Raw genomic sequence first — 12,640 nt, 5'->3', positions numbered from 1 at the left:
GGCGTACGCAGGGCGTATGACTCACCTCACAGCGGTTCGTGACGCCGTGTCATCACCGCTGGTCGGCGAGGGGCGTGCGCACTCCGGTGGCCGAATTCGTCAGTAAGCCGTCATTGCCGCCACGCCCCGGCCGGACACAGGCTGTGACGGTGTCTCAGCGACGAGTTGTTGTGGTGGTCTACCCGGGTGCTCAGGCCCTCGACATCACGGGCCCGATCGAGGTGTTCGACACCGCCAACCGGCGGTGTCCGGGAGAGGAGGACGAGTACCGGATCGAGATCGTCTCGCCCGGTGCGCCGCGGGTGCGGACCAGCGCGGGGATCGTGATCGACGCGGAGCCGCTCCGGACGGGCGAGGGCCCGATCGACACGCTCCTCGTGCCGGGCGGCTGGAGCCTGCCCGAGGCGTTGGCCGACCGGGAGCTGGTGTCCTGGATCGGGCGGGCTGCCGGGCGCTCGCGGCGGGTGGTCTCCGTCTGCGGCGGCGCGTTCCTGCTCGCCGAGGCGGGGCTGCTCAACGGCCGGAGGGCGACCACCCACTGGGCGTTCTGCGACGAACTGGCCCGGCGTTACCCGGAGGTGACGGTCGACCCGGATCCGATCTTCGTCTGGGACGGCAACTGTGCGACCTCGGCCGGTGTGACCACCGGGATCGATCTGGCGCTCGCCCTGGTCGAGGCCGATCACGGCGCCTCGCTCGCGCTGGAGGTGGCCCGCTTCCTGGTGCTGTTCTTCAAACGCGACGGCGGCCAGTCGCAGTTCAGTACGGTCCTGGAGGCCCAGCTGGCCGATCGCCCGCCGATCCGGGCCGCGCAGGAGTGGATCCTGGGGAACCTCGAACAGCCGCTGCCCGTACCCGAGGTGGCCCGGCGCGCCAACATGAGCGTGCGCAACTTCGCCCGGGTCTTCCGGCGCGAGGTCGGCACTCCGCCGGGCCAGTACATCGAGCAGATGCGCATCGCCCGGGCCCGGCAGCTGCTGGAGTCCACCGAACTGCCGGTCGGCCAGATCGCCCGCCGCTGCGGATTCGCCTCCGCGGAGACCTTCTTCCGTTCCTTCGGCCGGACGCTGGAGGTCGCCCCGAACGAGTACCGGCGGCGCTTCCAGGCCATCGAGCCGGCCGGCCTGGTCCTCGGCGCCGGACCGGCGGAGAGGAGCAGCACCCCGTGACCACCGACATCCGGGCGACCCCGCCGGCCGGCGCCGCGGACCAGGCCGCCGGGGCCCGCGTCGTCGACCACCTGGCGGCCGCGCTGGCCGAGGCCGGGGTCCGGCTGGTGTTCGGCGTCGGCGGCGCGAACATCGAGGACCTGTACGACGCCCTGGGCCGCGCCGGGGGCCGGCCGCGGACCGTCGTGGCGAAGCACGAGTTCTCGGCCGTCACCATGGCGGACGGGTACGCCCGCACCACCGGGCGGCTCGGCGTCGTCGCAGCCACCTCGGGCGGCGGCGCGATGAATCTGCTGCCGGGGCTGGCGGAGGCGTACGCCTCACGCGTCCCGGTGCTGGCCCTCGTCGGACAGCCGCCCACCGCACTGGACGGGCTCGGCGCCTTCCAGGACTCCAGCGGGCGGGCCGGATCGCTCGACGCCCATCGGCTGTTCGCACCGGTCAGCCGGTTCTGCGCCCGGGTCGAGCGCCCGGACGACCTGCCGCGGCTGCTCGCGGAGGCGATGGCCGCGGCCCGCTCGCACCCCCGCGGGCCCGCCGTGCTGCTGCTGCCCAAGGACGTCCAGCAGGCCGCGCTGTCACCGGTCCGGCAGACGCCGCCGCCCGCCCGGGCGCCCGGGTACCGCACTCCGCCGATGCGGCCGGACCGCGCGGCGGAGCGGCTGCGGGGCGCCGCCCGGGTGCTGGTGATCGCCGGCGAGGGCGTCGCCGCGGCCGGGGCGAAGCAGGAACTCGCCGAGCTGACGGCCAGGTCGGGTGCCTGGGTGGCGGTCACGCCGGACGCCAAGGACGTGTTCGACAACGCCGATCAGCACTTCGCGGGCGTGGCCGGGGTGATGGGGCATCCGAACGTGCTGGACTGCCTGCGGCGGGCCGAGCTCTGTCTGCTCGTCGGCACGCGCCTGCCGGTGCTGGCCCGTGGCGGACTGGAGTCGGCGCTGGCCGCGACCCCGGTGATCTGCATCGACCCCGAGCCGCCGTTCGTCCCGTGCCTCCCCGACGGCCACCTGTCCGGCGATCTGCGCGACACCCTGCGGCACCTTGCCGACCGGCTGCCCGCCGACGTCCGTCCCGCCCCCGGGCACGCCGGACCGGTTCCGCTGGCGCCCCCGCCTCCCGCCGCCGGGCGGCTCTCCCATACCGAGGCGCTGGCTGCGGTGGCGGATGCCCTGCCGCCGGACGCCCATGTCTTCGTGGACGCCGGGAACACCGGAGCCAGTGCGATCCACCGGCTCCCGGCGACGCGGGGCGGGCGGTTCGTGGTGGCCGTCGGCATGGGCGGCATGGGCTACACGTTCGGCGCCGGGATCGGTGCGGCGCTCGCCACTGGGCAGCGCACCTACGTGCTCGCCGGGGACGGATCGTTCTTCATGCACGGCATGGAGGTGCACACCGCGCTCGAGTACGGCGCACCGGTCACGTTCGTGATCCTGAACAACAACGCCCACGCCATGTGCGCCACCCGCGAGCAGCTGTTCCTGGGCGCCTCGCACCCGGCCAGCCTCTTCCTCCCCTCGGACATCGCCGCGGGCGCGGCCGGCCTGTTCCCCACCCTGGCCGTGACCCGGGCCGCCACCGGCCCGCAGCTGCGGCAGGCGCTGCTGCGCGGCAACACGGCGGGCGGCCCGGTCCTGGTGGCGGTGGACGTCGACCCCGCGGAGATCCCCCCGTTCCTCCCCTTCCAGACCGCCGCCGGCCCGGTGCCGGCCGACCACGAGGAGACCGATCATGAGCGTTGCACCGTCCACGCCGGCTGAGCCGGCCGGCCCGACCGCAGTGCCCGGCCTGACCACGGTGGAGAACACCGACCCGGCCGCCCTGGCGGCCCGCTGCGCGGAGCTGACCCGCCCGGCCTACCCGCACCAGGAGGTCTACGGGCAGTACTGCACGATCCACGAGTACGTGGACTGCCCGCCGGACGACGCGTACGCCTACCTGCGGCAGGGACACCACCTGGAGGAGTGGACGTTCAGCCTGCGGAACTTCGAGCCCGGCGGCACGCCCGGCCTCTGGGTCGGGGACGACCTGCTGGAGGCGCGGACCAGGATCCACTGCCGGGTGGAGTCCAACGCCGAGGCCCGGACGGTGGACTTCCACTGCGCGTGGGACCAGGGCGAGCAGCTCTGGATGATCTACCTGATGCGGGTCGTTCCCGCCGAGCTCGTGCTGGGGCGGCCCGGGTCCGTCATCACCTGGACCAACTGCCGGCACCCGAACTACGACGCCAACCCCCGCCCCGAGCTCGCACCGGGCCCGGACCGGACCTGGGTGGGCGCGTACTGGGACCTCTTCTACGCGGGCCACACGGTGGAGATGGCCAACCTCAAGGCGATCCTGGAGCACCGGCACCGCAACGGCCTGCCGGTGGGCGTGCCGCCGCGCGCGGTGGTCACCGGCGCGGCTCGGGGGGCGGCGTGAGGACCGTCAGCCTGACCGACGTCTCCGGGTACCTGCCCGGGGAGCCGGTGCCCGCCTCGTTCTACACCGACCACCCGGGCGCGGAGGACAGGCTCAGGGACAGCCCGATGTTCCGGGTCCCGGCGCTGCGGCACCACGTGGCCGGGGAGAGCAACGTCGACCTGGTGGAGCGGGCCGTGCAGCCGCTGATCGAGCGGCACGGCCGGGATGAGATCCGCGCGGTGGACGTCCTGCTGGTGCACAGCCAGCTGCCGGACAGCCCGTTCGTCGGGGCGGGCACCGAGGTCGCGCGCCGGCTCGGCCTGAACCCGTCCTGGCTGGTCGACGTGGCCAACGCGGGCTGCGCCTCCTTCGTGCACATGCTGGAACTGGCCCGGCAGATCCTTCGCACCACCGAGGCGCGGACGGCGCTGATCTGCAACGCGCAGACCGCCGCCGGGCAGCTCTTCACCCAGTCCGAGGTGCGCCGGCTCGCCCAGGCAGCGATCCCCGGGGACGGCTGCGGAGTCGGCTACGTCACCACGTCGGCGGCCTCACCGGTGCTGGCCGTGGCCGGCCGCCACATCGGCGCCCACGGCGGCGACATGACCGCCGTCCTGGAGGACGGCCGGCGCTACTGGGAACCGGGGCGGTCCCAGCTGCGGATCGGGTTCACCGAGGAGAGCGTCGGCACCGTCCTCGAACGCGGCAACCGGCTCGTGCCCGACCTGGTGGCCGAGGTCTGTGCGCGGATCGGCGTCCCCACCGCGGAGATCGATCTGCTGGTCACCAACCAGCCCAACCGCACCTTCCTGGAGAACTGGCAGCGGTCGCTGGGCCTTCCGCCCGAGCGGCATCCCGACACCTTCGACCGGTGCGGCAACCTCTTCGGCGCCGCGATCCCCGTCACCCTGGACCGGGCGCTGCGGGCCGGCCGGGTGAAGGACGGCGATCTGGTGGTGCTCGGCGGTTTCGCGCACGCGGGCGACTATGCGGGCGCGGCCGCCGTTCGCTGGGGCGGCACCGGCGCCTGACGGCCGGGCTCTCCGCCGTTCGACGGGGTCGGCACCCGCCGAACGGCGGGCGGCAATTCCGGCATCTGTTCTGCAATCAGGCAGGCGCACCTGAAATGTCTTGCATTCAACTACGACAACCCGGCGAAATAGCGCCGGTTCGTGCGGATCATCCGCCGACCGACCGGCGGTGAGATGTACCTCACCATTCCATTGCCGCCGGCCGGGCATATTCGCTTGATGGAGCCTCAGCTCGCCGATGCGCGCCCCTCGCGCAGGGCCCGAGCTGCAATCCGAAGGCATACGGGAGTGCTAGCCTGTGTTTTGGGCGAGCGGGCGGCCAAGCACTCTTTACTTCGCGCAGGTTGACCCGTGATCAGCGGCTCATCGGAACCCTCGACACCGCAGCCCGGCGTGTACCGGTCCAGTGACCCGACAGGGTCGCGGCGGAATCCGAATTCCGCATGCCACCGGATCATCGATCACCCTCGACCGATCGGGCGAGGTCGTTTACCGGACGACCCTCCGCCCGGTCCTCGCATGCCACAAAGCAGGAATTGATGCCCGTTCAACCGACAGCCGAACTCATACGCTTCGTGCGCCGCAATTCACCCTTCTATGCGGAGCTGTACGCTGGTCTGCCCGACCGGACGACGAAGCTGACCGATCTTCCGGTCGTCCCGCAGGCCGAGTTCTGGCAGGCGAACACGCCTCGCGGCAACCGGCTGCTGACCGGTCCGCTGGAGGAGGCCGTGGTCTTCAAGAGCGGCGGCACCACCGGCTCGCCGAAGTTCTCGTTCTACAGCCGCGAGGAGTGGCGGGAGTTCACCACCTCCTTCGGCGCCGGCATGGTCGATGCCGGCCTGCGCCCGGGGCACCGGGTCGCCGATCTCTTCTACGCGGGCGACCTGTACGCCAGTTACACCTTCGTCCTCGACTCGCTGCACCGCTCGCCCGTCGCCAATGTCCGCCTGCCGATCGGCGGAGCGGCGCCGCTGGAGTCGACCGCGCAGACGCTGGAGCAGTTCGCGGCAGAGGTGGTGGCCGGCACCCCGACGACGCTGTGCGCGCTCGCCGATCACCTGCTCGCCTCCGGTCGCGAACTCCCGCACGTGGAGCTGCTGCTGTTCGGCGGCGAGGGCCTCTACCAGGACCAGCACCCCCTGCTCGCCAAGGTGTTCCCCCGCGCCCGGGTCTCCTCGATCGGCTACGCCGCCGTCGACGCCGGGCTGCTCGGCCGGCCGGTGCCGGGACCGGACACCCGGGTGCACCGGGTGTTCGCTCCGGAGACGGTGGTGGAGATCCTCGACGACCTCACCGGCGAACCGATCACCGAGGAGGGAGTCCCGGGCCGGGTCGTGGTGACCGACCTCCGGCGACGGCTGATGCCGGTCCTGCGCTACCCCGTCGGGGACCGCGCGGAGTGGACCGACGCCGCCGCCGGGCGGTTCCGCATCCTCGGCCGGGCCCAGGAGGGCGTCCGGGTGGGGCCGGTGTCGCTCTACACCCAGGACGTGCTCGACCTCGTCCGGGCCGCCGACCCGGCCGGCCGGGTGACCGGTGTGCAGCTGGTGGTGCGCCGCTGGGACGGCCGGGACGGGCTGGTGCTGCGCCTGGCCTGCGACGGGGACCCGACGGGCCTCCCCGAGCTGGCCGCCGCCGTCGAGGCCGGGATCCACGCGGCGCGACCGCTGTACCCGGAGGCCGTCGCCGCCCGCCACGTCCACCCGCTGTCCGTCCGGTGGGTGCGCCGGCACGAGTTGGCCGTCAACACGCGGACCGGCAAGCTGATCCGCGTCCTGGACGAACGGCCGCACTCATGACGGCCGGGGGAACGGCCGCGCGCCGGCTGCCGCTCGTCCTGCGCAACCGGCGGTTCGGCGCCGTGTGGGCCGCCCAGGTGCTCACCCAGGCCGCCGGACGGATGTTCCAGGTCGGCACGGTGTGGTGGCTGGTGGGCCACGCCGCCGGCGCCGACCGCGGCCTCGCGTCCGGCGCCTTCCTCGCCGTCAGCACCCTGCCCGCGGTCGTGCTCGCACCCGCGGCAGCCGCGCTCATCGCCCGCCGCCCGCACCGGACGGTGCTGGGCGCCTCGGCCGCCGTCGCCGGCCTGGCCGCCCTCGGCACGGCCGGCTGGACGTACGCCGCGACGCCGCCGCCGGTCGTCGCCTACGGTGCCGCGCTCCTGCTGGCGGGCTGCCAGGCGGTCTTCGACCCCTGCCTGACCACGTCCGTCCCCGAGCTGGTCGAGGACGCCGACATCGAGACCGCGACCGGGTTCGAGCTCGGCACGCAGTCGCTGGCAGGGCTCGCCGGCGGCCTGCTCGGCCCGCTGGTGGTCGACGGCACGGGCCCGGCCGGCGTCGTCGCCGGGTGCGCAGGGGCCTACCTGCTGGCGGCCTCGCTGATCGGCGCGACCCGGTTCCCGGCCCCGGACGCACGGACCGCGGAGGCCCCGGCCGCGAACGCACCGGCCACCGACGGCGACGGCAACGGCGACGGCGACGGCGACGCACGCGCCCGGACGCGTCCGCTGCGCCGCATCCTGTCCGAACTCCCCTTCATCCGGCGGGTGCTGCTCTGCTTCACCGCGGCCAACCTGTTCACCACCGCGGTGTTCGTGGTGATGCCGCTGTACACCCGGACGGTGCTGCACGCCGACGGCTCGACCGTCGCCGCCCTGGAGGCGGCCCTCGGCGCGGGCACCCTGGTGGGCTCGTTCACGGGCGGCCGCCTCCCGGGCGCACCCACCGCGGTCGGCGCCGGCTGCCTGGTCCTGATGGCCGGCGCGCTCGGCCTGCCCGGCCTGGCCGCCGGCCGGGCCGCGGCGGTCGCATCGATGGCGGTCGCCGGCTGGTGCGTGGGCGTGATCGGCGTGCGGTTCGTGGCACTGTTCCAACGGCTGGTGCCGGCCGGCGACCGGCCCGGCTTCTTCGCGGTGATGCAGGCACTGCTGGGGGCGACCTTCCCGGTGTCGTCGCTGGTCTTCGGCCTGCTCGGCGACCACCTCCCGGCGCGGACGCTGTGCCTGGTCCAGGCCCTCGGCGTGCTGCCGGTCGCCGCCGCGCTGTGGTGGACCGGACGGTGCGCGCCGGACGGCCCGGCGCCCTCGGCAGCCCCGCAGGACGGCCCGGCCCCGGCCGCGCAGCCGATCGGGGCCGGGCGGTGACCGTGAGGATCGCCCCCGCGGCCCCGCAGGACGTCGCGCAGCTGCGCCAGCTCTACTTCGACGTCTACGGCCACGGCTATCCGGTCGCGCTCGGCAGCGACCCCGCGGAGATGCGCCGCCTGATCGCCGACCCGCACACCCACTGGCTGACCGCGCGCCACGAGGACGCCGGCCTGCTGGCCGGGTCGGTGGCGGTGCAGACCGACCCCGGCAGCCGGATCGGCAAGCTGGTGGGCCTGGCGGTCCACCCGGAGCAGCGCGGCGGCGGGCTCGCCGGACGGCTGACCGCCGCGGTGTGCGGGGACTCCTTCGCGACCGGCGCCCTGGACTCGATCTACGCGACCGTCCGGGTGGTCACCCCCGGCCCGCAGCAGGTCTTCACCCGCAACGGCTTCCAGGCCCTCGGTCTGATGCCGAACGCCGTCGAGGTGGCCGGGTGCGAGAGCCTCGCGCTGTTCGCCCGGCACGCCGACGGCGTGCTGGCCCGGCGGGAGAGCGTCGGCCCGGTGCCGGCCGGCCTGCTGCCGCTGCTGGAGGCGGCCCGGCAGAGCACCGGCCTCGAGTACGGCGGGCCGCGCCCGCCGGACGGCCCCGTCCCGCCCGCCGGGCGGGCCGCACCGGTGACCGCGCCGGTGACCGCGCCGATGGAGCTGATCACCGCGCCCGGCTTCGTCCGCCGCCGGTTCCTGGAGCTCTTCCCCGACCCGGGAGAGCGGTTCTTCCCGCTGCACGTCCCGAATGCCGTCCTCACCCCGCCGGACGGCGCGTTCGAGGCGTACGCCGACCTGGACCCGGTCGCGGCGAGCTGCTCGCTGGTCGCCGTGCACCCGTCCCCGGCAGCCGTCACGGGGGCGCTGGAGCCGCTGATGGCGGCCGTCACCCGCGCGGGTGCCGACTACGTCGAGACGCTGCTGCCGCTGGCCGACGCCGCCGGGCTCGACGCCTTCCTGGCCGCCGGGTTCATCCCCAGCGCCGTCTACCCGGCGATGCGCCGGATCGGCGACCGGTTCCACGACTACGTCGTGCTCTCCCGGACCGGCCGACAGATCGACTTCAGGACCACGGCCGTCAGCGGCCCGCTCCAGCCTTACCTGCTGGCCTACCTGACCGCCTGGACCTCGACCTACCTGACCCTTCCCGAGGTTGCCCCGTGACCGTCCCTCCCGTGAACGCCCATCTCGCGCCGGTCGACGTACCCGACCCCGCCGCGCTCCCGCACGTCCAGCAGCTGTGCGACCTGGCCGCCCCGTACGCGGCCGGGCCCGAGGCGGACGCGCTGTTCGCCGCCGCGATGGCCGAGACCAACGCCTGGCACGCGCAGCGCTCCCCGTTCCTCCGCTCGCTGCTGGACGGCCCGGCGGAGAGGTCGGCGCCGACCGTCGGCGAGGGGATCCGCACACCCCTGGTGCACGCCAACTTCTTCAAACGGCACGAGATGCTCTCCATCCCGCGGGAGGAGGTGTTCCTCCACCTCACCTCCTCCGGCACCACCGGTCAGAAGTCGCAGATGTTCTTCGACACCTGGACGATCCGCTCCGCGCAGCGCATGGTGGCCCGCATCTTCGACCACTACGGCTGGATCACGCCCGACCGGGCCGTCAACTACCTGCTGTACAGCTACGAGCCCGCCCCGCAGCTCAAGCTCGGCACCTCGTTCACCGACAACTACCTCTGCGACTTCGCACCGGCGAACCACACCACGCACGCGCTGCGGCACACCGGCAGCGGCCACGAGTTCGACGTCCACGGCTGCATCGAGGCGCTGCGGCGGTACGCCGAGGACGGGCTGCCGGTCCGGATCCTCGGCTTCCCCGCCTTCCTGCACTTCACCCTGGAGCGGATGCGGGCCCTCGGCCTGCCGCCGCTCCAACTCCCCGCCGACTCCCTGGTACTGCTCGGCGGCGGCTGGAAGGGCCACGCCGACAAGCAGATCGGCAAGGACGAGTTCTACGCCGAGGTCACCGAGCAGTTGGGCATCCCCTCCGACCGGATCCGCGACACCTTCGGCTCGGTGGAGCACTGCGTGCCGTACATCGAGTGCGGGCACCACCGGCTGCACGTCCCGGTCTGGTCGCGGGCGGCCGTGCGCGACACCCGCACCCTGGAGCCGCTGCCGTACGGCGAACGCGGCTTCCTCCACCTGGTCTCCCCGTACATCACCTCGGTGCCGGCGCAGAGCGTCGTCATGGGCGACCTCGCCTCGCTGCACCCCGCGCAGGAGTGCCCCTGCCCCCTGCCCACGCCGTGGTTCACCGTCCACGGCCGCGCCGGGGTCAGCCGCAACCGCACCTGCGCGGCGGCCGCCGCGGAACTCCTGAAGGGACTGTCGTGACCACCGGACCCCACTACTGGCAGGGCTCGTTCATCGACGACGAGGAGGTCGCCCGCCGGCTCGCCGAGCTCCCGGACCTCGCCGCCCGCACCCTCGCCGAACCGCTCCCCACCGAGCTGGTGCTGAGCGCCTGCGCCCACCTCGCCGACGCCCTCGGCACGCCCGACGGCCCGGTCCGCACCCGGCTGCTCGGCGTGCTGACCGACGGCGGCACCGATGCGGACGACGCCGCAGCCCTGCTCTCCGAGATCGCCGGCGCGATCGCCCGCCCGGCCCTGGAGCGCAAGCTCCGACGCGAGCTCGGCGGACTGCACCCCGAGCGCCTCACCCGGCCCGACGCCCGCGAGACCACCTTCGAGGCCTGGGCCCCGGTCGGACTGCTGGTCCACATCGCCCCCGGCAACGCCGCCGCCGTCGCACCGCTGAGCGTCGTCGAGGGCCTGCTCACCGGGAACCTCAACGTCCTGAAGACCAGCAGCGGCGACACCCTGCTCGCCCAGCACCTGCTCGCCGAGCTGGCCGCCGCCGACCCGAGCGGTGCGCTGGCGCGCCGGATCGTCGTGCTGCGCTTCTCCTCCGCGCGCACCGAGTGGCTGCGGCAGCTGTGCGGGCCCGCCGACGCGGTGGCGGTCTGGGGCGGCGAGGACGCCGTCCGCTCGGTCGCCGGACTGGTCCCGGCCGGCTGCCGGCTGGTCGAGTGGGGGCACCGGATCTCCTTCGCCTACCTCACCGGCGACGCCTGGTCGGACGGGGGGACGCTGGACGCGCTCGCCGCCGACGTCTGCCGCTTCGAGCAGCAGGCCTGCTCCAGCCCCCAGGTGATCTACCTCGACACCGAGGACGACGGTACGGTCTTCGCCTTCGCCGAGCGCTTCGCGGCCCACCTCGCCGACGCCTCCGCCAAGGTGCCCCGGCCCGAGCTCGAACCGGCCGAGCACGCCGAGATCACCACCACCGAACTCCTCGCGCGGCTGGAGGAACACCTCGGCCTCACCCGGGTCGTCGCCGCCGAGGACGGTTCCTGGCGCGTCCTCGCCGACACCCGCCCCGCCCTGGCGGCCTCGCCGCTCAACCGCAGCGTCTGGGTCAAGCCGCTGCCCCGCACCTCCGTGATGACCGTGCTGCGCCCGATGCGCCGCTACCTGCAGACCGCCGCGATCGGCGGCAGCCGCGCCGACGTCGCCCGGCTGTCGCAGGCGGTCGTCGCCGCCGGCGTGCTGCGGGTCACCCCGGTCGGCGCGATGCTCGACAGCTACCACGGCGAGCCCCACGACGGCGTCTACGCGCTCCAGCGCTACAGCCGCCGCGTCAGCGTCCGGCTGGACGAGGCCTTCGCCACCACCGCCTGCCTCGACGACCTGGCGGCCCCGGCCGCCGTCCCCGCCGCGCCGAGCGGGCCGCTGCTGGACAAGGCCGGCGTGCAGGAGCAGCTGCGGACCCTCGCGCCGGACCACGCCCACCTCTACTTCCGCAGCGGCGGCAGCACCGGGGCCCCCGCCCTGTCGGTGTTCACCAACGCCGACTACGACACCCAGATGCGGGCCGCCGCCGACGGCCTGCTCGCCGCCGGGTTCGACCCGGCCCGGGACCGCGCCGCCAACCTGTTCTACTGCGGCGGCATGTACGGAAGCTTCATCAGCTTCTTCTCGATCCTGGAGCGGCTCAACGCCACCCAGCTCCCGATCGCGGCCGGCCCCGACCACACCGCCACCGCCGAGGCGCTGGTGACGTACGGAGCGGACACCGTGTTCGGCATGCCCTCCTACCTCTGGCAGCTGTTCCACTCCCAGGGCACCGTGCTGCGCGGGTACGGCGGGATCCGCAAGGTGTTCTACGGCGGCGAGCACTTCACGGCGGAACAGCGCCGGGTGCTCACCGAGGAGTTCGGCGTCGAGGTGATCCGCTCGGCGGCGTACGGCAGCACCGACCTGGGGCCGCTCGGCTACCAGTGCACCCACGCCGAGGGCTCGGTCCACCACGTCCTGACCGACCTGCACACCCCGGAGATCCTGGACCCGGAGGCCGACCGTCCGGTGGCCGCCGGGCAACCGGGCCGCCTGGTCTTCACCAGCCGCACCCGGACGGGGCAGCGCCTGGAGCGGTACCAGATCGGCGACCTCGGCCGCGCGGTCGGGGGCGTGTGCCCCTGCGGCAGCCACACCCCGAGGATCGAACTCCTGGGCCGGTACGGGGACGTCGTCCGGGTCGGCACGTACTTCCTCAACGTCCGGCGCTTCATCGCGGTGGCGGAGGAGGATCTGGGCTACCGCGGCGAGCTGCAGCTGGTCCTGGACGCCGGCGACGGCAGGGAGCGGGTCACCGTCCGGCTCGACGAGCGGTACGCCCCGGACGCGACGGCCGCCCGCGAGGCCTTCCTGACCGCCATCCCCGAGCTGGGCTCCGCCGTGGCCGAGGACCTGCTCACCTGCACGGTCGACACGGCCGACACGGCCGCCTTCGAGCGGACACCCACCAGCGGCAAGCTGCGGACGGTGATCGACCGGCGGGAGGCCGCGGTGTGACAACGCCCGGGGCCGGGGCCGGGCCCGGTGGCGGGCCC

At 74.2% G+C, this 12,640-nt stretch carries 9 protein-coding genes; all 9 read left to right on the top strand.

The genetic code is table 11. From position 1 onward, the window contains the following. The first annotated feature begins 149 nt into the window (after nt 1-149). The 9 genes from ACFV0G_RS22315 (at nt 150) to ACFV0G_RS22275 (ending at nt 12,602) form a co-directional block, all read left to right on the top strand. On the top strand, nt 150-1,169 hold the full coding sequence (locus ACFV0G_RS22315; protein ID WP_380550527.1) for a GlxA family transcriptional regulator: 1,020 nt from the start codon (nt 150-152) through the stop codon (nt 1,167-1,169). Further along, nucleotides 1,166-2,926 (top strand): thiamine pyrophosphate-binding protein, encoded by a 1,761-nt coding sequence (locus ACFV0G_RS22310; RefSeq protein ID WP_380550524.1) that lies wholly within the window; start codon nt 1,166-1,168, stop codon nt 2,924-2,926. Before ACFV0G_RS22315 ends, ACFV0G_RS22310 begins: the two co-directional genes overlap by 4 nt. After that, nucleotides 2,898-3,587: an SRPBCC family protein gene (locus tag ACFV0G_RS22305; protein WP_380550521.1), complete on the top strand. Its 690-nt coding sequence runs from the start codon at nt 2,898-2,900 to the stop codon at nt 3,585-3,587. The genes ACFV0G_RS22310 and ACFV0G_RS22305 overlap by 29 nt, the downstream gene beginning before the upstream one ends. After that, nucleotides 3,584-4,600 (top strand): 3-oxoacyl-ACP synthase III family protein, encoded by a 1,017-nt coding sequence (locus tag ACFV0G_RS22300; protein WP_380550518.1) that lies wholly within the window; start codon nt 3,584-3,586, stop codon nt 4,598-4,600. The genes ACFV0G_RS22305 and ACFV0G_RS22300 overlap by 4 nt, the downstream gene beginning before the upstream one ends. A 539-nt stretch (nt 4,601-5,139) precedes the next feature. Beyond that, nucleotides 5,140-6,402 (top strand): phenylacetate--CoA ligase family protein, encoded by a 1,263-nt coding sequence (locus ACFV0G_RS22295; protein ID WP_380550516.1) that lies wholly within the window; start codon nt 5,140-5,142, stop codon nt 6,400-6,402. Beyond that, nucleotides 6,399-7,748, top strand: coding sequence for an MFS transporter (locus tag ACFV0G_RS22290; RefSeq protein WP_380550513.1), 1,350 nt, complete (start codon nt 6,399-6,401; stop codon nt 7,746-7,748). Before ACFV0G_RS22295 ends, ACFV0G_RS22290 begins: the two co-directional genes overlap by 4 nt. A gap of 2 nt (nt 7,749-7,750) precedes the next feature. After that, complete coding sequence (locus ACFV0G_RS22285) at nt 7,751-8,902, top strand: GNAT family N-acetyltransferase (protein WP_380550510.1); 1,152 nt, start codon at nt 7,751-7,753, stop codon at nt 8,900-8,902. An 11-nt stretch (nt 8,903-8,913) separates the two neighbouring features. Further along, nucleotides 8,914-10,080 (top strand): acyl-protein synthase, encoded by a 1,167-nt coding sequence (locus tag ACFV0G_RS22280; protein ID WP_380550530.1) that lies wholly within the window; start codon nt 8,914-8,916, stop codon nt 10,078-10,080. Beyond that, nucleotides 10,077-12,602 (top strand): acyl-CoA reductase, encoded by a 2,526-nt coding sequence (locus tag ACFV0G_RS22275; protein ID WP_380550507.1) that lies wholly within the window; start codon nt 10,077-10,079, stop codon nt 12,600-12,602. The genes ACFV0G_RS22280 and ACFV0G_RS22275 overlap by 4 nt, the downstream gene beginning before the upstream one ends. The last annotated feature ends 38 nt before the right edge of the window (nt 12,603-12,640 follow it).

The sequence above is a fragment of the Kitasatospora sp. NPDC059571 genome, from assembly GCF_042735675.1.
GTDB lineage: Bacteria > Actinomycetota > Actinomycetes > Streptomycetales > Streptomycetaceae > Kitasatospora.
This window is presented reverse-complemented; position numbering and strand designations above follow the sequence as displayed.